The sequence below is a fragment of the Arthrobacter sp. 3Tela_A genome (assembly GCF_049311025.1).
Classification (GTDB): Bacteria; Actinomycetota; Actinomycetes; order Actinomycetales; family Micrococcaceae; genus Arthrobacter_B.
The window spans coordinates 16,714-35,556 of sequence record NZ_JAXIOM010000015.1 but is presented as its reverse complement, the minus strand read 5'-3'; the positions used below and the strand labels follow the sequence as shown (position 1 = coordinate 35,556).

Annotated in this window: 17 protein-coding genes, 1 pseudogene and 1 riboswitch; of the genes and pseudogenes, 6 read left to right on the top strand and 12 right to left on the bottom strand. The window is 66.5% G+C overall.

Going from position 1 to position 18,843, the window contains the following annotated elements:
- Window positions 1–1,881 (bottom strand): molecular chaperone DnaK, encoded by a 1,881-nt coding sequence (gene dnaK / locus TVC13_RS06785; RefSeq protein ID WP_422400461.1) that lies wholly within the window; start codon window positions 1,879–1,881, stop codon window positions 1–3.
- A gap of 177 nt (window positions 1,882–2,058) precedes the next feature.
- Window positions 2,059–2,505: a flavodoxin family protein gene (locus TVC13_RS06780; RefSeq protein WP_422400460.1), complete on the bottom strand. Its 447-nt coding sequence runs from the start codon at window positions 2,503–2,505 to the stop codon at window positions 2,059–2,061.
- Between the two features lie 173 nt (window positions 2,506–2,678).
- Between TVC13_RS06780 and TVC13_RS06775 the strand changes: the two genes are divergently transcribed.
- From TVC13_RS06775 to TVC13_RS06760, 4 genes are read left to right on the top strand one after another with little or no spacing between them, the layout of a single operon-like run.
- The gene (locus TVC13_RS06775) at window positions 2,679–3,482 is read left to right on the top strand and encodes a methyltransferase domain-containing protein (RefSeq protein WP_422400459.1); all 804 of its coding nucleotides are present in this window, start codon (window positions 2,679–2,681) and stop codon (window positions 3,480–3,482) included.
- A gap of 53 nt (window positions 3,483–3,535) precedes the next feature.
- Window positions 3,536–4,045 (top strand): low molecular weight protein-tyrosine-phosphatase, encoded by a 510-nt coding sequence (locus TVC13_RS06770; protein ID WP_422400458.1) that lies wholly within the window; start codon window positions 3,536–3,538, stop codon window positions 4,043–4,045.
- Window positions 4,042–4,647, top strand: a complete 606-nt coding sequence (locus TVC13_RS06765; protein ID WP_422400457.1) for a uridine kinase family protein — start codon at window positions 4,042–4,044, stop codon at window positions 4,645–4,647. Before TVC13_RS06770 ends, TVC13_RS06765 begins: the two co-directional genes overlap by 4 nt.
- Complete coding sequence (locus TVC13_RS06760; protein ID WP_422400456.1) at window positions 4,586–6,145, top strand: anthranilate synthase component I family protein; 1,560 nt, start codon at window positions 4,586–4,588, stop codon at window positions 6,143–6,145. Before TVC13_RS06765 ends, TVC13_RS06760 begins: the two co-directional genes overlap by 62 nt.
- 5 nt (window positions 6,146–6,150) lie before the next feature.
- On the opposite strand, the gene cls is transcribed toward TVC13_RS06760, so the two are convergent.
- Window positions 6,151–7,617, bottom strand: a complete 1,467-nt coding sequence (cls, locus tag TVC13_RS06755; protein ID WP_422400455.1) for a cardiolipin synthase — start codon at window positions 7,615–7,617, stop codon at window positions 6,151–6,153.
- Window positions 7,618–7,698: 81 nt separating this feature from the next.
- On the opposite strand from cls, the gene TVC13_RS06750 reads away from it, so the two are divergent.
- Window positions 7,699–8,574 (top strand): aminodeoxychorismate lyase, encoded by an 876-nt coding sequence (locus tag TVC13_RS06750; RefSeq protein ID WP_422400454.1) that lies wholly within the window; start codon window positions 7,699–7,701, stop codon window positions 8,572–8,574.
- Window positions 8,575–8,636: 62 nt separating this feature from the next.
- Here TVC13_RS06750 and TVC13_RS06745 read toward each other — a convergent pair whose 3' ends face one another.
- From TVC13_RS06745 to TVC13_RS06735, 3 genes are read right to left on the bottom strand one after another with little or no spacing between them, the layout of a single operon-like run.
- Window positions 8,637–9,455, bottom strand: a complete 819-nt coding sequence (locus tag TVC13_RS06745) for an energy-coupling factor transporter transmembrane component T family protein (protein WP_422400453.1) — start codon at window positions 9,453–9,455, stop codon at window positions 8,637–8,639.
- Window positions 9,452–10,963 (bottom strand): ABC transporter ATP-binding protein, encoded by a 1,512-nt coding sequence (locus tag TVC13_RS06740; RefSeq protein ID WP_422400452.1) that lies wholly within the window; start codon window positions 10,961–10,963, stop codon window positions 9,452–9,454. The genes TVC13_RS06745 and TVC13_RS06740 overlap by 4 nt, the downstream gene beginning before the upstream one ends.
- A 3-nt stretch (window positions 10,964–10,966) precedes the next feature.
- Window positions 10,967–11,566: an ECF transporter S component gene (locus TVC13_RS06735; RefSeq protein ID WP_422400451.1), complete on the bottom strand. Its 600-nt coding sequence runs from the start codon at window positions 11,564–11,566 to the stop codon at window positions 10,967–10,969.
- A gap of 52 nt (window positions 11,567–11,618) precedes the next feature.
- Window positions 11,619–11,760: riboswitch (TPP riboswitch) on the bottom strand.
- 93 nt (window positions 11,761–11,853) lie between these two features.
- On the opposite strand from TVC13_RS06735, the gene TVC13_RS06730 reads away from it, so the two are divergent.
- Window positions 11,854–12,117, top strand: a complete 264-nt coding sequence (locus tag TVC13_RS06730; RefSeq protein ID WP_055239059.1) for a DUF4235 domain-containing protein — start codon at window positions 11,854–11,856, stop codon at window positions 12,115–12,117.
- A gap of 285 nt (window positions 12,118–12,402) precedes the next feature.
- Here TVC13_RS06730 and mnhG read toward each other — a convergent pair.
- From mnhG to TVC13_RS06700, 6 genes and pseudogenes are all read right to left on the bottom strand, one after another.
- A pseudogene (gene mnhG, locus TVC13_RS06725) lies at window positions 12,403–12,744 on the bottom strand (monovalent cation/H(+) antiporter subunit G); the annotation flags it as partial.
- A 2-nt stretch (window positions 12,745–12,746) separates the two neighbouring features.
- Window positions 12,747–13,004, bottom strand: coding sequence for a monovalent cation/H+ antiporter complex subunit F (locus tag TVC13_RS06720; protein ID WP_422400450.1), 258 nt, complete (start codon window positions 13,002–13,004; stop codon window positions 12,747–12,749).
- Complete coding sequence (locus TVC13_RS06715) at window positions 13,001–13,582, bottom strand: Na+/H+ antiporter subunit E (protein WP_422400484.1); 582 nt, start codon at window positions 13,580–13,582, stop codon at window positions 13,001–13,003. Before TVC13_RS06715 ends, TVC13_RS06720 begins: the two co-directional genes overlap by 4 nt.
- Window positions 13,583–13,596: 14 nt before the next feature.
- A complete protein-coding gene (locus tag TVC13_RS06710) occupies window positions 13,597–15,207 on the bottom strand; it encodes a Na+/H+ antiporter subunit D (RefSeq protein WP_422400449.1) in 1,611 nt (536 codons plus the stop codon).
- Window positions 15,204–15,692 (bottom strand): Na(+)/H(+) antiporter subunit C, encoded by a 489-nt coding sequence (locus tag TVC13_RS06705; protein WP_422400448.1) that lies wholly within the window; start codon window positions 15,690–15,692, stop codon window positions 15,204–15,206. Before TVC13_RS06705 ends, TVC13_RS06710 begins: the two co-directional genes overlap by 4 nt.
- On the bottom strand, window positions 15,689–18,694 hold the full coding sequence (locus TVC13_RS06700; RefSeq protein WP_422400447.1) for a Na+/H+ antiporter subunit A: 3,006 nt from the start codon (window positions 18,692–18,694) through the stop codon (window positions 15,689–15,691). Before TVC13_RS06700 ends, TVC13_RS06705 begins: the two co-directional genes overlap by 4 nt.
- Between the last annotated feature and the right edge of the window lie 149 nt (window positions 18,695–18,843).

The window sequence follows — 18,843 nt, the reverse complement described above, 5'->3', positions numbered from 1 at the left end:
CTACTTCTTTTCTTCGTCATCGACGACTTCGGCATCCACGATGTCTTCATCGCCTGCAGAAGTTCCGTCTGCGCCTTCACCCGCGGCGGAACCGCCGGCTGCACCGGCGCCCGAGTCCCCGGCAGCCTGGGCCTGGGAGTAGATGGCTTCGCCGAGCTTGGTCTGGGAAGCCTGCAGCTTCTCGAACGCGGTCTTCACCTCGTCGTCGTTGTCGGTGCCTTCCAGCGCCTTCTTCAGCGCATCGACGTCGCCCTTGACCTCGGACTTGACGTCCTCGGGCAGCTTGTCGTCGTTGTCGGTGAGCAGCTTGTCCACCGAGTAGGCCAGCTGTTCGGCGGAGTTGCGGACGTCGGCGGCCTCGCGGCGCTTCTTGTCCTCGGCAGCGTGCTCTTCAGCTTCGCGGACCATGCGGTCGATGTCTTCCTTGGAGAGGGAGGAACCGCCGGTGATGGTCATGGACTGCTCAGCACCGGTGCCCTTGTCCTTCGCGGAGACGTGCACAATGCCGTTGGCGTCGATGTCGAAGGTGACCTCGACCTGCGGCACACCGCGCGGAGCCGGCGCGATGCCGGTCAGCTCGAAGGTACCCAGCGGCTTGTTGTCGCGGGTGAACTCGCGTTCGCCCTGGAAGACCTGGATGGCCACGGAGGGCTGGTTGTCATCAGCGGTGGTGAAGGTTTCGCTGCGCTTGGTCGGGATGGCCGTGTTGCGCTCGATCAGCTTGGTCATCACGCCGCCCTTGGTCTCAATACCCAGGGAAAGCGGGGTGACGTCGATCAGCAGCACGTCCTTGCGCTCGCCCTTCAGGACACCGGCCTGCAGCGCTGCGCCAACGGCCACAACCTCGTCCGGGTTCACGCCCTTGTTCGGCTCCTGGCCGCCGGCCAGTTCCTTGACCAGCTCGGAGACAGCCGGCATACGGGTGGAGCCGCCAACCAGGATGATGTGGTCGATGTCCGAGACCTTGATGCCGGCTTCGGAGATGACGTCGTGGAACGGCTTCTTGGTGCGGTCCAGCAGGTCCTTGGTCAGGTCCTGGAACTTGGCCCGGGAAAGGTGCTCGTCCAGGTGGACGGGGCCTTCGGGGGTCACCGAGAGGTACTGCAGGGAGATGTTGGTGGAGGTGGCCGAGGAGAGTTCCTTCTTGGCCTGCTCAGCGGCTTCCTTCAGGCGCTGCAGGGCGATCTTGTCCTTGGACAGGTCTGCACCCTTGGCCTTGGCCTGGCTCAGCAGGTAGTCGACGATCCGCTGGTCCCAGTCGTCGCCGCCGAGGCGGTTGTCGCCGGCGGTGGCGCGGACCTGGATGGTGGAGAAGTCGTCTTCATCCTTGCCGACTTCCAGCAGGGACACGTCGAAGGTACCGCCGCCGAGGTCGAAGACCAGGATGAGTTCGTCTTCCTTGCCCTTGTCCAGGCCGTAGGCGAGTGCTGCGGCGGTGGGCTCGTTGACGATGCGCAGGACGTTCAGGCCTGCGATCTCGCCGGCTTCCTTGGTGGCCTGGCGCTCGGCGTCGTTGAAGTAGGCAGGAACGGTCACGACGGCGTCGGTGACCTTCTCGCCCAGGTACGCCTCGGCGTCGGCCTTCAGCTTCTGCAGGATGCGGGCGGAGATTTCCTGGGCGGTGTACTTCTTGCCGTCGATGTCCACGTTCCAGTCGGTGCCCATGTGGCGCTTGACCGAGGAAATGGTGCGGTCGATGTTGTTAACGGCCTGGCGCTTGGCGATCTCGCCAACCAGGACCTCACCGGACTTCGCGAAAGCAACAACCGACGGGGTGGTCCGGCCGCCTTCGGCGTTGGCGATGACGGTGGGCTCGCCGCCTTCCAGGACGGAGACAACGGAGTTGGTGGTTCCGAGGTCGATACCTACTGCACGTGACATATTTGCTTCCTCTTTCCTTGGAAATCGATGGCCGCCGCAACAGCATCCGGCCTGCAAGCTGCCGGATCTGTTGCTGCGCCACCCGTAGCGCATATTGAGCGTTCTACACTCAACTCTAGCGCCGGCCTGCATTTTGTCAACAAAGTTGAGTGGACTGGACTCAACTATGCTGCAGGATCAGCGTCCCATGGCGTGCAGCAGGGAACGCGCCCAGAACTCCGCTTTCTCAACTTCACCGGACAGCAGCGGCCCCTCGGTTCCTTTGACGTAGAAGGGCTGCGGAGCAGAGATGATTTCCGCTCCCCGGGAACTGAGCTCATCGGAAAGCTTCCGGGCCGCATCACCGTGGATAAACAGCCGGACACGGGTATCGAAAGCGGCCGCCCTAATCCCCCGGAGCTGGTCCCGGCCCAGCGCTTCAAGCGCCGCAGAAACGATCGGGGTTGGCCGCCAGCCGTTGATCGGGCTTCCGACTACCAGCAGGTCACCGGGCCGCAGCTCTTCCGGGTGGAACCCGGGGACCTCAGTGGCCTTGGCGTCCACGCCCTCGAGCGAACCTGCAATCGCTTCGGCTATGCGGCGCGTGTTGCCGTAGGCGGAGTCGTAGAGGACAACGGCCTTCATCCGCGGGTTCCTTCCTGCGCGCGTCCGGGTTCTATCAAGGCACCGCCGCGGTGCGGCGCACAAGGGGTTTCCGGAATCTGAGGCGGCGGGAAGGGAAGCGGCATGTGACACAGCATGACCTCCGGCGCCTTCCACGGCAGCCAAACCGGGCCGGGTCCGCGTATCGTCCTGCTATGCCTCAGGACACGTACTCGCATGGACACCACCGCAGCGTAGTCAGCGCGCACGCCACCCGCAGCGCGGCGGACTCCGCCGCCTACCTGCTCCCGCATCTGCAGCCCGGGCTGCGCATCCTCGACGTCGGCTGCGGCCCCGGCAGCATCACCGTGGATCTCGCGGCCCTGGCCGCACCGGGACTGGTCACCGGGCTGGACCGCTCCAAGGACGTGCTGGTGCAGGCGCGTGCGCTGGCCGCCGAACGCGGCGCCGGCAACGTGGAGTTCCTGCCCGGCAACGTCTATGACCTCGATTTCCCGGACGACACCTTCGACGTAGTGCACGCCCACCAGGTGCTCCAGCACCTGACTGATCCGGTGGCGGCCCTGCACGAAATGCGCCGGGTCACCCGCCCCGGCGGCCTGGTGGCGGTGCGCGACGCCGACTACCGCGCCATGAGCTGGTACCCCGAAGTGCCGGAGCTGGAGGAATGGATGCAGACGTACCAGCAGATCGCCCGCGGCAACCAGGCAGAACCCAATGCCGGACGCCGCCTGATCGCGTGGGCGCTGGAAGCCGGATTCACCGAGCTGGAGCCGTCGTCGTCGAACTGGCTATACGCCACCGACGAACGGCGCCGCTGGCATGCCGGCGCCTGGGCTGACCGGGTGCTTCATTCGGCCTACGCCGAGCAGGCGCTGGAACGCGGCCTTGCCTCCCGGGAAGACCTGGCCCGGATCGCGGACGGCTGGAAGCGCTGGGCGGACGCCGCTGACGGCTGGTTCCTCATGCCCAACGGCGAGCTGCTGGCCCGGGCATGAGCCAGCCCCGCTCCGGGGAAGGCCGGCTGCCGGCCGCTGGGTAGGCTGGGAAGATGTACCGAATCATCACGGTGTGCACCGGGAACATCTGCCGCTCCCCCATGGCCCAGTTCAGTATTGAGCGTGCCCTGTCCGAAGCCGGGCTGCAGGCGCAGACCCAGGTGGACTCCGCCGGGGTGACGGGCTGGGAAGCCGGACGTCCCATGGACCCCCGCACGGCCGCCGAGCTGCTTAAGCACCAGTACCCGGAACCCGCTGTGGACAGCTTCCGGGCCCGCGCCTTCGAAGCGGACTGGTACAGGTCCCGGGACCTGATCCTTGCCCTGGACTACGGGCACCTGACCCACCTGCAGGCCGAAGCTCCGGCCGAGGCAAGGGACAGGATCCGGATGCTGCGCAGCTTTGATCCGGCTGCCGCCCGCCTCCCGGCCAGCGAACAGGGCATCGAGGACCCCTGGTACGGGGACATGTCCGACTTCGACTCCTCCTACACCCTGATCCAGGCTGCCGTGCCCGGTGTGGCGGCATACGTCCGTGCAGCCCTGGCGGACCGCATCCAATGACCGCACCTGCCGGGCGCCCGCTGCTGATCGGCGTCGACGGGTTCTCCGGGGCGGGGAAAACCAGCCTGGCTCTGGAGCTGGCCGCTGCCCTGCGGGTTCACCGTTCCGTTGCCGTTTTCCATCTGGAGGATGTCTACCCCGGCTGGGACGGACTGCAGGAGGGCATGGAGTATTACCTCCGCGAGGTGCTGATGCCGCTTGCCTCCGGGCAGGCCGCGGTCTGGCAGGCGTGGGACTGGACGGCCGGGTGCTACGACCGGGCGCGGCACACCGAGCCGGCGGAGATCATCATTTTCGAAGGTGTGGGTGCCGGGCACCGCGCCGCCCGCAGCCTGCTGGACGCCGTGGTGTGGGTGCAGGCGCCCCCGGCGCTGCGCAAGGAACGCGCGCTGGCCCGCGACGGCGAGACCTACGCGCCGCACTGGGACCGGTGGGCTGCGCAGGAAGCTGCCTGGACTGCTGCCGATCCGGTGGCCGCCGAGGCTGATGTGCTTCTCTCGAGCGGTCCCGCGCCCTTTCCGCTCCACCAGTACGTGCTGCGTGCGCTGGCGTCACTTCCCTTTTCCCGCCCCCGGACTCGGCCTGCCGCCCGCCGGGGGTGAAGTCTCCGTCCAGACGCTGCCTGGCGCTCCGGATCCGCAGGTTCTGTTCAGTGCCCTGTTCGGCAGCAGCGCCAACGCGGTATGGCTGGATAGTTCCGACGCCGGTTCCGCCGGGGCCGGCGGCAGCCCCGCCGAGCGCAGCCGGTTCAGCATCATGGCTGACGACGGCGGGCCGCTGGGCAGGCATGCCGTGCACACCGCCGGAAACACCCGGGTCAGCTGGGGGCCGGTCGAGGCCAACGTCCCGGGCCCGTTCTTCCGCTGGCTTGAGTCCGAGTGGGGCAGCCCCAGGGTTGCCGCACCGGATGGTTTTCCCTGCCCGTTCGTCCTGGGCTGGGCGGGAGCCCTTGGGTACGGACTCAAGCGGGAAACCGGTGCCGCGGCGGACTCCGGGCAGCCCGTTCCAGGATCAGAGCCGGCTGCCGCGGATGCCGCCCTGGTTTTCGCGGCCCGCGCCGTGGTGCTGGACCACGCCCTGAACAAGGTTCACCTGCTGGTCCTGCATGATCCGGATCTGCAAGATCCCGGCGCCGGAACACCCTGGCTGGAACAGGCCCGGACGGTCCTCGAGGCCGCCACCCATCCCGGCGGCCCCGCGGGACCTGCAGAAGTTCCGGCGCAGGTCATCGGACCCTCATTCACGTTTCGGGACAGCCGCGCGGACTATCTGGCCAAGGTGCGCCGGGCCCAGGCGGAGATCCGGGACGGCAACAGCTACGAAATCTGCCTGACTACGGCGTTGGAGGGATTCCTTCCCGGCCCCGTGCCGCCGCAGGAGGTCCTGGCGCTCTACGCTGCCATGCGCCGGCGCAGCCCGGCCCCCTTCGCCTCGCTGCTGCGGGTGGGTGGACTGGCACTTCTGGGTACCTCCCCCGAACGGTTCCTGAGGATCACCGCCGGCGGCGCGCTGCGGGCTGAACCAATCAAGGGCACCCGCCCGCGGGGGTCTGCTCCCGCGGAAGACGCCGCGCTGCGGCAGGAACTGCTCGAGAGCATCAAGGACCGGGCGGAGAACATCATGATTGTGGATCTGATGCGCAATGACCTCTCCCGGCTGGCCGTTCCCGGATCGGTCACGGTTCCGCGGCTGTGCGTGGTGGAAAGCTATGCCACGGTCCATCAGCTGGTCAGCACCATCGATGCGCAGCTCGCGCCCGGTGCCAGCCGGGCCGAAGCCGTGGCCGCGGCCTTCCCCGCGGGGTCAATGACCGGGGCGCCGAAAGTCAGCACCATGGCTATCCTGGACGGCCTGGAAGCGGTGCCCCGTGGTTTCTATTCCGGAGCGGTGGGCTACTTCTCCCTGAGCGGCGCTGCGGATCTCTCCGTAGTCATCCGCACCCTGGTGATGCAGCCGGACACGGCCGGCGGCACCTCGCTCACCCTCGGCGTCGGCGGAGCTGTGACCTCCGGATCGGATCCGGAGGCGGAATGGGAAGAGGTCCGCACCAAGTCCCGGGGTGTGCTCGGTGCACTCGGCTCAGAGGTCCCCGCCGGCTAGGACTCCTACTGCAGGGTGGCCGTAAGGCGGGCGACGTTGTCCACGTAGCGCTGCCAGACGGGACGGTTGCGCCATTCGTCAAGGATCAGTTCCTTCGACAGGCCGCGGTACGTGTCTTCGATCTGGCGCATTTTCTCCACAATGTTCCCGCCGAACATCATCATGGAGACTTCCAGGTTCAGCGAGAAGGAACGCATGTCCATGTTGGAGGAGCCCAGGACGGCGACGTCGTTGTCCACGGTGAAGTGCTTGGCATGGAGCACCAGCGGCGCGGGATACTGCCAGATCCGGATGCCGGCCTCCAGTAGCACCTCGTAGTAGGAACGCTGGGCGTGGTCCACCAGGAACTGGTCGCCGCGCTCGGAGACGAACAGTTCCACCTGCACCCCGCGCTGCGCCGCCGTCGTAATGGCGTAGAGCAGGGAATCATCCGGCACGAAGTACGGGCTGGTGATGGAGATCCGCTCGGAGGCGGAGTACAGCAGCGAGGTGAACAGGCGCAGGTTGTTCTCCGTCGTGAAACCGGGACCGGAAGGAACAACCTGGCAGGTGATGTCGCCGGGCTTGGACGTTCCCTCATACAGGCTCAGTTCCTGCTCAAGGTTCTCGTCCGTCTCCATGTTCCAGTCGGTGGCAAACACCACGTTGATTTCATCAACTACCGGGCCTTCGAGCCGGCTCATGAGCTCCACCCATTTGCGGCCGATCCGGTGGTTGCGGGGTTTGCGGTAGCCCGGTTCCACGAGGTTCTGCGAGCCGGTGAAGCCAATGACCCCGTCGACGACGAGGATCTTGCGGTGGTTGCGCAGGTCGGGGCGCCGCCAGTGGCCGCGGAGGGGCTGGATGGGCAGCATGGGATGCCACTGGATCCTGCTGGACTTCAGCTCCTTGAGCAGCTGGCGGTAACCCTTCACGCGCAGGGTGCCGATGTGGTCAAACAGCAGGCGCACCGTCACGCCGCGGTCCGCCGCGTCCCGCAGGGCAGTGAAGAACTCCCGGGTCACGGCGTCGTAGCTCATGATGTAGAACTCGACGTGTACGTATTTGGAGGCACCGCGGACCGCTTCGGTCATCTGGCGGATGGATTCCTCGTAGTCCCGCTGCAGTTCAACCCTGTTGCCGTCCAGGCTGGGCAGCGAACCGAGCCGGCGGTTCAGTTCCACGGCGGAGAGCACCCAGTCCGGGCCTGAATAGGAGGAGGACTCCGCTTCGAGCTCGCGGGTGTTTTCACGGACCCTTTTGTTGATCATGGTCTGGCGTTCCACCCGCTGTTCGGAGAGCCGGTGGTTGCCGAACAGCGCGAACACGATGATTCCCGGGACGGGCAGGAAGAAGATGGCCAGCAGCCAGGCCATGGCAGTGGTGGGGCGCCGGTTTCCGGGCACCACGCCCAGGGCGATGATCCGGATTGCGAAGTCGAGAATCGTCAGGCTCGTCGCAAGCCAGTTTGGAGCAGTTACCGTCCACCACACGTGCGCTAATCCCTCCGACCACCCAACCGTCCCTTCAGCCTAGCGCCCGGGGTCGCCCACTGCGGCAACTAGGCTTGCTGCATGACAGTTTTGGTTTTCCTCGATCCTGCTTTTCCCGCCGGCCGCACGGCCGATGCCTCGCAGCCGCAGCTGATGGCGACGGACCTCGGCGCGACCCGCGGCGACGGGGTTTTCGAATCGATGCTGGCGGTGGACGGGCGTCCCCGGAAGCTGGCCATGCACCTGGAACGGATGGCGTCCTCCGCGGCCGCCCTGCAGCTGGACTTTCCCTCACCGCAGATGTGGGAGCCTGCCATTGCGACGGCGATGGCTGAGTTCACGCGCGTGCACGGCGAGGTGCCCGCTGTGGTGAAGCTGATGCTGACCCGGGGTCCGGAGGGCGCCGGAAGCCCGACGGCGTGGGTGGCGGCGTCCCCCGTTCCGGAGTCCAGTGCCCGGCAGCGCGAGGAAGGCCTGGACGTGCTGCTGCTGGACCGCGGCTACGATTCCTCCGTGGCGGAGCGCGCTCCCTGGCTGCTGCTCGGCTCCAAGACGCTGTCCTATGCGGTGAACATGGCGGCTATCCGGTTCGCAAAGCAGCACGGCGCCGATGATGTCATCTTCACCTCCTCCGACGGCAAGGTCCTGGAGGGGCCCACGTCCACAGTTGTGCTGGCCGTGGTTGAAGACGGGGTGAAGACCCTGCTCACTCCGGAGCTTGAAAGCGGCATCCTGCCCGGAACCACGCAAAGCGCACTGTTTGCCGCGGCAGAGAAGGAAGGCTGGCAGCTTGGCTACGGCCCGCTGGAGCCTTCGCACCTGATGCAGGCCGACGGCGTGTGGCTGATTTCCAGCATCCGCCTGCTCGCGCCGGTGAAATCGGTAGACGGGAACCCGCTGCCGGTCTCCCGCGAACTCACTGACGAGCTCGCCGCACTGGTGGACACCGTCCTGTAGCACCCGGCTCACCGCCGGACGGGGACAGCCGGTTGGCGGCCCCGCCCGGCGGTGCGGGACTTCTAGGACAGGATGAAATTGAACGTTCCGGCTGCCGCAGCAGCCCACACGGCCGCTGCAGCCAGTCCGACACCGTAGGCCAGGACCCACAGATCGATCCGGCTGAATGTGGAAGCCCGGGCCCAGGTCCGGTCGCTGCTTCCGAAGCCGCGGGCCTCCATGGCCACGGCCAGCCGGGTGGCGCGCCGGATCGCCTGGATAAGCAGGGCCAGACCCTGGCCCAGGAAGTTGCGGAACCTGCCCAGCGGGGAGGCAGCGGCGTCGGCCCCGCGGGCGTGCCGTGCCAGTCCGAGCGTGCGCCATTCCTGAACCAGCAGGCCCACCAGCCGCATCGCTGCCAGTGCCCCAAGGACAAAGCGGGAGGGCAGGCGCAGCCGCTGGGCCAGGGCGTCCGCCAGGTCCGTCGCGTCCACGGTGACCAGCAGGAAGATGCCCGGCAGCGCGATCGCCAGTCCGCGCAGGCCAATCGCGATACCAGCCGCCACCGAGTCAGTGGTGAACAGCAGCGGACCGGCATCCAGCAGGACCTCTCCGGTTTTCTCCGCGAGCAGGGCGGTGCCGTAGGCGCCTATCACCGCAGCGATCAGCAGCGGCCAGATCCGTTTCACCAGGGTCCACGGATTGATCCGCAGCAGCGGCAGGAGGGCCAGTTCCCCGGCCAGCACCACGGTGGCGCTGACCCAGTCCACCGTCAGCAGCACCGCGACGGTAACGGCGACGGCGGCGCCGAGCGTGGAGAGCGGGTTCGCCGCTGCCAGCCGGGACTTCCGCGGGCCGGCAGCTGTTCCCGCGGCTGGGGCTCGAACGGCCTGGGCGCTCATGCTGCAGCTCCTGCCGCCGGTTCTGCCGGCTGCAGGCGGGCAGCGCCGTCCTGCACCCGGAGGACCTGTCCGCCGAGCGCCGCAATGAACTCGCGGTCGTGCGTCACCGAGACGACGGCACAGCCGGAGTCCCGGCGCAGCTCAGCCAGCAAGGAGACCAGTTCCTTCCACGTGTTCGCATCCTGTCCGAAGGTGGGTTCGTCCAGCAGCAGGATGTCCGGAGATGTGGCGAGCATGGTGGCCACGGAGAGCCGGCGTTTCTCCCCGCCGGAGAGGGTGAAGGGGTTGACCTTGAGCAGCGCCGCCAGCCGCAGCCGCTGGGCCAGTTCCTCCACTGTGGCCTGGACTTCAGCGTCGCTGCGCCCGGCCCGCCGCGGCCCGAAGGCCAGTTCGTCACGGACTGAGCCGGTGAGGAATTGGTGTTCCGGTTCCTGGAACACCGTTCCGATCCGGGTCACCAGCTGGGCCGACTTCCACTTGGACGGGATGTTCCCCGCTTCGCGTGCCAGCGCCGGGGCTGCGGCCAGGGTTCCGCCGCGGGGACGCAGGAGTCCGCCCAGGGTCAGTGCCAGCGTGGATTTGCCGGCTCCGTTGGGTCCGGTGATGCCCAGGGCATCTCCGGCCTGCAGGGACAGATCGACACCGGAGAGCACGGACTGGCCTTTGGGGGTGCGTGCAACCTCGAGGCTGTCCGCGGCCAGCAGCTCGGGAGCGGAGGAAACGGGCAGAAGCGGCGGCGGCACGTCCAGTGCGGCGCCGGGCAGCCAGACACCGGCTTCCGCCAGACGGGCACGGGTCTGCTCCGCGGTGAGGACTTCCTCAGGCGGGCCGTCAGCGAGCAGTCCTCCGCCGGCGTCGAGCACTATCACCCGGTCCACCAGCTCCGCCCAGGCGGCGACCCGGTGCTCCACCACAATCAGTGTGGCTCCGGTACCCTCCAGCACCCGCTGAACGGCGTCCCGGATTTCCAGGACACCGTCCGGGTCGAGGTTCGCAGTCGGTTCGTCGAGCAGCAGCAGGCCGGGAGACATAGCCAGGATGGAAGCCAGCGCCAGGCGCTGCTTCTGCCCGCCGGAGAGCGCTGCGGTTGAGTGTTCCAGCGGCACCCGGAGTCCGACGTCGTCTAGCGCAGTATGCACCCGCTGCCAGATCTCCGTTCGGGGCACGCCCAGGTTCTCCGCACCGAACGCGACCTCGTCGCCCACCCGGGAAAGCACGATCTGCGACTCGGGGTCCTGCAGGAGCAGGCCCGCCCGGCCGCGTGCGCCCTGCGGGTGAACGCCGTCGAGCTGCAGCGAACCGGTTTCCGTGCCGCCGGTATCCTCACCGAGAACCCCGGCGAGGGCATGCAGCAGGGTGGATTTGCCCGCCCCGGATGCTCCCAGCAGGAGCACCCGCTCCCCCGGGCTAATGTCGAAGGACACACCGGCAACGGCCTGGGCCTTTCGCCCGGCGTGACGCCATCCCCAGTCCCTGGCGCTGACCGCCACGGGAGTAGCTGCGGCCATCGGTTACGCGTCCGCGGTGCGCCCGGAGGCAAAGGCGGAAAGCACTCCCGTGCGGGCCAGCGCCCTCACCGCCAGCCAGGACAGCAGGCCGGCCAGCAGCAGTCCGGACACCATGGCAAAAACGGTGTACAGCGCCTGCCACTGGAAGGCCCATTCGGGCATGTACAGAATCGTTTCGCTCACCCCGAGGAAAAGGCCGGAGCCGAGGCCCGCCAGCAGCGCCACGGGAAGAGTGAACTTCCGGTACAGGAAGAGCAGGAACACCAGTTCGGCGCCCAGGCCCTGGATGGCTCCGGAGAGCAGCACGGAAAGGCCGAACTGGGTTCCCAGCACACCGGAAACAGCAGAAGCCAGAATCTCGCAGTACAGTGCGGCACCGGGTTTGCGGATGATCAGCGCGCCCAGGACGCCGGCAATCAGCCAGCCGCCGGTGTACAGCCCGGCCAGCGGCGGGAAGGCCACGAACACTGCGGCCACGCCGCCGTAGGCGAGGGACCAGGCCCAGAACACAACGCCGGTGGCTACGGCAAGGACGGACGCGACGACGATGTCCACTACCCGCCAGGATGAGCGGACGGGCTTTATGGATTGGGTTTCTTGCATGGAAGGTTCCTCCTGGATTCAGGAGGGGAGGGAAAACCGCCGGCGGCGGTGCACCCCTGAGATCTCGACTCCCTTCGCCGGTACTAACCGGAGCAGGTTCGAGGGTCTGCGGCTTGGTCCGCACTCTCAGCGCCCGAAAACCGGCGTCCGGATAATCTCCGGAGCCGGGAAGCGGCGCTCCCCTGTCGTGTGTATGCGTGGTCCACTGTACACGCAGTGCCGCGTGGAATCCGGGTGCGGCAGGTAGCGTAGGGGGAAACAGCAACGCACAACACCAAGGAGCACTTATGAACCTGATCCTGAAACTGCTGGGTACCGGTGTCAGCGTGGGCGCGGGACTTGCCTCGGCAAAGATCCTGGACTTCGTCTGGACCAAGGCAACGGGCAACGAACCGCCCAAGGACAAGGACGGCGCCCTGGATGCGAGCCTGCGCTCGGCAGTTATTTTCGCGCTCGTTTCCGGCGCGGTCAGCCAGGTGATCCGGGTGCTGACCAACCGCGGCACGCAGCGTGCAATCGCCCGCTACAGCCGCACCCCCGAGGTCGTCTAACTCGTCTCACCGTAACGAGATTACAGAAACTGCCCGTATAAGCGTTCATACGGGCAGTTTCTGTAATCTCGTTTTCGTATGGCCGCAGCGTCAGCCTTCGCGGCTGCGCCCGGGCGGCCGGCTGGCCGCTTCGGCTTCGGAACGGGTGCGTGCCAGTTCCTCGTCGCTGAGATCACCGGTGTAATAGGTACCGTCCGGTTCCTGCCCGGGATCGTCGTCGACCTTCGGATCCGCATCTGAGTCGGCGGCAGCCTTTTCCTCGGTGGCCTCAAACATCAGCTGCTGTGCCCGCTCGACGACGTCGTCCAGCTCATCGATGGTCAGCAGCTCCGGGCGCAGGTGCTTGGTGCGGTAGCCGGCACGGCCCACCATGTGGGCAGAGACCGGCGCGGTCAGCAGCATAAAAATCCAGCACAGCGCCAGGACCGGCAGCAGGACCCAGCTGCGGAACTCCACGGCCATGGCCAGCAGGAAGAGCAGCAGGCCCAGCACCTGCGGCTTGGACGCGGCGTGCATCCGGCTCATCAGGTCAGGGAACCGCGCCAGGCCAATCGCTGCGGCGAGAGACATTGTGGCGCCGCCAAGCAGCAGGGCTGCCACGATTACGTCAATCACGGTTTCGTTCATGGCTACCTCCGGTCCGTTACGAAGCGGGCAACCGTCACGGAGCCAATGAAGCCGATCAGCGAAATTGCGATCAGCAGGGCCAGGTAATTCAGGTTCCGGTTCACAACCATGTCCACCACCAGAGCGCCGCCCACGATCGCCAGCAGGACGTCTGCGGCGAGCACGCGGTCAAGGATGGAAGGACCGCGGACGATCCGGAAGATGGCACCGGCGGCGGATACGGCCAGCATGACGGACACGATGATGATGGCAACAGTCATCGGCTGACCTCCCCTTCGCGCAGTTCCCTGAGGTCCTTCTGTTCCGCCCGGACAAGCGCCAGCTCTTCCTTGGTGCCCATCATGCGGATCAGCCAGGATTCGGTGGCGCGCACGTCGTCACGGACCTTTTCGGCTGCCTGCTGGCTGTCCACTCCCAGGCAGTGCAGGTACAGCGTGGAGGTGGATCGGTCCACCTCCACCACCAGGGAGCCCGGGATCAGGGAGAGCGCATGGCCGGTGGCCGTAACCAGCAGGTCCGAGTGGCTGCGCAGCTTCACCGCGACGACGGCGTTCTTGATCCGCGGTCCCTGGACGGTGGCCAGCCACAGCACATGGACACTGGCGATCACCAGTTTCCACAGGAACCGCACGCCAAAGCCCGCGGCGTAGAAGATGTTGAACCGCCCGGAGAGGTCAACCGGGGGCAGGTAGAAGATATTCGTGACAACGAACGCGATGATGGCGCCGAACACGAGGTTGCCCAGGCTGAAGTCCTGCCAGAGTGCTCCCCAGAGCAGCACCAGCCAGATGATCAGCGGCAGTTCCTTCAGCAGGGGAATCCGCGGGTGGTTGCGCATGAGTGCCTTCTTGGTCACGGTGCACTCCCTTCGCCGAGCACTGCCTCAATGTACGGCGTGCGGTCCAGCAGGTCCTGTGCCGCGTCGTCGCTCAGTGAGAACAGCGGTCCGGCCAGGATGGTGAGGGATACGCCCAGGGCAACCAGTCCCACCGTGGGATAAACCATCGTCTTCGGCAGCAGGTCCACCGTGGAGCGGCCGCCGAAGCGTCCGCTGCTGTGCCCGCTCACGTTGCCGGAGTCCCGGACGGTACTGCCGTCGGTGGTGGTGGCCAGCAGGATCGGATCCGGATGGACTGCGTCTTCCGGGGTGCGCCAGAACGCACGGTTCCAAACCCGCGCCATGACCAGCAGCGTCAGCAGCGAGGTCAGGACGGACGCGGCAACCAGGACGTAGGCAAGCGGCGTACCCAGTTCCACGCCGGCCTGCATCAGGCCGAGCTTACCCAGGAAGCCGGAGAACGGCGGTATGCCGGCGAGGTTGATCGCCGGGATGAAGTACAGCACTGCCAGCAGCGGAGAGAGCCGCGCCAGGCCGCCCAGGCGGTCCATGTTGGCTGTCCCGCCGCGCCGCTCGATCAGGCCGGTCACCAGGAACAGGCTCGTCTGCACGGTGATGTGGTGGACAACGTAGAACACTGCTGCGCCAATGCCCACAATCGAGGCGACTGCCAGTCCAAACACCATGTAGCCGATGTGGCTGACCAGGGTGAAGGAGAGCATACGTTTGATGTCGGTCTGCGCCAGCGCACCCAGGATGCCCACCAGCATGGTCAGGCCGGCCACCACCATCAGCAGCGTATTGATCCGGTCTCCCGGGAAGAGCAGCGTTTCGGTCCGGACCATGGCGTACACGCCGACCTTGGTCAGCAGGCCGGCAAACACCGCAGTAACGGGTGCCGGGGCCGTCGGGTAGGAGTCCGGCAGCCAGAAGGAAAGCGGGAAGACGGCGGCCTTGATGCCGAAGGCGACCAGCAGCATCAGGTGCAGCATCATCTGCGTTCCCGGGTCCAGTTCGCCCAGCTTGATGGCCAGGTCCGCCATGTTCACGGTGCCGGTGGCGGCGTAGATCATGCCGATTGCGGTGAGGAACAGGACGGAGGAAATGACGCTCACGACGACGTAGGTCACGCCGGCGCGGATCCGCGGCGTAGTGCCGCCCAGGGTCATCAGCACGTAGCTGGCCGTCAGCAGGATTTCGAATCCAACGTAGAGGTTGAAGAGGTCACCGGCCAGGAAGGCGTTGGAAACGCCTGCCACCAGGATCAGGTAGGTCGGGTGGAAGATTGAAATCGGACCGTCTTCATCACCATCGGCCATGCCCTGGCCGGCGGCGTAAATGAGCACCGCCAGGCTGATGGCAGTGGAGACCACCAGCATCAGGGCGGAGAACTGGTCCACCACCATGGTGATGCCGAACGGCGGCATCCAGCCGCCCAGGTTCACTGCCTGCGCTCCGGTCTCCCAGACTGCTGCCAGCAGGAAACACTCCAGTGCCAGGGTCAGGGTGAGCACACTGATCGAGACGATGCGCTGGGAACGCTGGTGCCGGATGAGCAGGAAGGCCAGGGCTGCGCCGAGGAACGGCAGGACGACGGCGAGCGGGGCAAAACTGGAAGCGTTCATCGTTTTGCCTCTCCTGTGGATCCGGTACCCTGGCCGCGCTGCGACCCGGGTGCTTCCTCGGCCTCGTCAGCCGGCGTGAACTCGGTCGTGTCCTCGGGGACATCGGCGTCGTCTTCCGCGTCGTAGCTGCTCTGGCTGGCCACGCGGCGGTCTTCGATGTCGTCCTGGACCTCGTCCTGGCGCCCCAGCACCCAGGACCGGTAAATGATGCCGAGCATAAAGGCCGTCACGGAGAAGGAAATGACGATTGAGGTGAGGATAAACGCCTGCGGGAGCGGATCGTTGTAATCTTCCGGCGGAATCTCGGAGCTGAACAGCGGAGCCAGGCCCTGGAAGCCTCCGGTGGCCAGCAGCAGCAGGTTGGTCGCGTTGGTCATCATGGCCAGGCCCAGCACCACCCGGGTCAGGCTCCGTTCCAGTACCAGGTAGATCCCGGCCGCGTAGAGGGCGCCCATGATGAGCAGCAGCGTGATGTTGACGCTCATCGGGACACTCCTTCCGTTTCAAGCATTTCGGGTTCGGGTTCCACCAGGTCATCGTCGTCGTCGTCCGGCCCGCCTTCGCTGCGCTCGTCGATCTCCGAGCCGAGGCTGCGCAGGACATCGAGGACCAGGCCGACCACCACCAGGTACACGCCAATGTCAAAGATGGTGGAGGTGACGAACTTGATGTCTCCGAAGATCGGCCAGGTGAACTCGATGATGGCGCTCTGCAGTACCTGCCCGCCAAAGAAGAGCGGCGCTGCGGCAGAGAGCGCAGCCAGGCCCAGGCCGCCGCCAAGCAGGGTTCCGGCGCTGACGGGGGTTGCTTCGGCAAGTTCGAAGCGTCCGCCCGCCAGGTAGCGGATGGTCAGCGCCAGGCCGGCCATCAGGCCTCCGGCGAAGCCGCCGCCCGGTGAGTTGTGGCCTGCAATGAGCAGGTAGACGGAGAAAATGATCACCGAGTGGAACAGCAGGCGGGTGACCACTTCGAAGATGATGGAGCGGCGTTCAGGAGCCAGCGTGCGGCCGGCCACCAGCCACGCCTCACGGGCCACGGAGGAGAACTTCCGGGCCAGGGCCAGGGTGGCGGCTTCCCGCTCGGAGGACGCGAAGTGTTCGCGCCCGCGGTCCACGGAACCGGTGGCAACTTCATTCGCCCGCCGGCGCTTGTCGCCGCGCCCGCGGATGAAGATCAGGGACGCAACACCGGTAGCGGCCATGGCCAGGACGGAGATTTCGCCGAAGGTATCCCAGGCGCGGATATCCACCAGGGTCACGTTGACGATGTTCAGTCCGCCGCCGCCTTTGTAGGCAAGCTCGGGGTAGGCGAGCGAAATGGGTTCGGCCACGCGGGATGCCATCGCGGTCATGGCGAAGACCACCATGGCGGCACCGAAGGCAATCCCGAGTCCGGCCCGCAGCAGGCGCTGGCCGGTGGGTTCACGCTTCCAGAGCCGGGCCGGCAGCGACCGCAGTGCCAGCACAAAGGCCACCAGGACGATGGTCTCCACCAGCATCTGGGTCAGGGCCAGGTCCGGGGCACCCTGCAGGGCAAAGATCAGGGCGATGCCGTAGCCGCTGACGCTGACCATCAGCACCGCCAGGAACCGCTTGTTGGCGCGGGCTGCGCCCACGGCACCGATCACCACGGCTGCACCGATCACGGCCTGCAGCGGTGAATCGAACCAGTGGAAGTGTTCCGGCGTCGGCGCGTTCCGCAGCAGCACCGCACTCAGCGGCGTCACGATCGCCATGCTCAGGATGACAAAGAGGTAGAAGGTCAGCGAACCGCGCTGCGTGCGCCCGGTGACCCAGACGGCGGCGTCGTCCAGGATGCCGATCAGGCCGCGGTAGGAACGCTCTGCGTCCAGCGGGCTGGCCATGCCGGCCTGGATTTTCTCAACCCGGGTGCGCTGCCAGAAGAGCAGGGTACCTGCCGCGATCGTCAGCGCGGTCAGGCCCAGAGCCAGGGTGAAGCCGTGCCAGAGCGCCAGGTGGGTGGCTTCGCCCTCCAGCGGGTACAGATCTGCGTACGGGCTGATGACCGTGTCCAGCGGTTTCGGCCAAAGACCGAAGAATACGGTGGCGGCTGCCAGGATGGCCGGCGGAGCCAGGAACGGCCATGGAATGGCCTTGAACGCCGTCGGCTTGCAGGATTCCTTGGTGGCGAAACCGCCCCAGACGAACCGGCAGCTGTAAGCGAAGGTCAGGATGGCACCGGCAACAACGCCCACCAGCAGCACGATGGCTGTGGGTGTGCCCTGCTTCTCGGCAAAGTGCACATAGGTTTCGTAGACGGATTCCTTGGCCACGAATCCGAGCAGCGGGGGCAGCCCGGCCATGGAGGCAGCACCGATCGCAGCCACGACGGCCAGGACGGGAGCTGAACGTCCGACGCCGGAGAGCTTGCGGATGTCGCGGGTTCCGGCCTGGTGGTCAATGATGCCCACTACCAGGAACAGGGTGGCCTTGAAGAAACCGTGGGCCACGAGCAGGCCCAGGCCTGCCAGCGCCGCCTCGCGGTTTCCGAGCCCTACAACGAGGGTGAGGAAACCGAGCTGGCTGACGGTGCCGTAGGCAAGCATCAGCTTCAGGTCGTGCTGGCGCAGTGCGCGCCAGCCGCCAAGCAGCAGCGTGGCCAGGCCCAGCACGGTGATCACCGGGGTCCAGTACGTGGTTTCCCAGAAGCCCGGTGCCAGGCGCGCCACCAGGTAGATGCCGGCCTTCACCATGGCTGCAGCGTGCAGGTAGGCGCTGACCGGGGTCGGTGCGGCCATCGCCGCGGGGAGCCAGAAGTGGAAGGGGAACAGCGCGGACTTGGACACCGCGCCGATCAGCATCAGCACGACCGCCACGTCGACGATGACGCCGCTGGCCACCAGCTCCGGTGCCATCGCCATGATTTCGGAGATGCGGTAGGTGCCGGCTGCAGAGCCGAGCATGATCATTCCCACCAGCATTGCCAGGCCGCCGAACGTCGTGACGATCAGCGCCTGCAGGGCTGCGCGGCGGGCCGAGAGGCGGTGCGCGGCATAGCCGATCAGCAGGTAGGACAGGATGGTGGTCAGTTCCCAGAAGATGAACAGCAGGATCAGGTCATCTGCTGTGACCAAACCGAACATTGCCGCGGCGAAGGCCAGCAGCTGGGCACCGAAGCTGCCCATTTTGGGGTCTTCCGGGCGGAAGTAGCGGGCGCAGTAGAACAGGACCAGGGAGCCGACGCCCAGGATGAGGATCGCCAGGACGGCGGAGAGCGCGTCCATGCGGAAGGCCAGTTCCACCCGGAGGTCCGGGATCCAGCCGATGATGACCGACGGCGGCGCGTTGGGCGCGCCCGACGCGAGGGACTGGCCGGACTCGATGTACCGCGGATACGTGGCCATCAGCCAGATGAAGGCACCGGCGGGAACTGCCGCAAGAAGATAGAAAGCGGACCTGCCAATCCGGCGGAAGAATAAGGGCGCCACTAGTGCCACCGCAAATAGAACGGTTAGCACAAATAGCACGTAGATCTCCCGGGTTCTCTGATGGGCCTTGCAGGTCAGAACACAGCTTTAGTTATCAACGTCGGGTCGAGGGGCTTTGTTTATTCTAGCGGAGGCATACGCACGGGTCATATTCGGTACAACAGCAAAGGCGGCCGCGTCCGTGCACC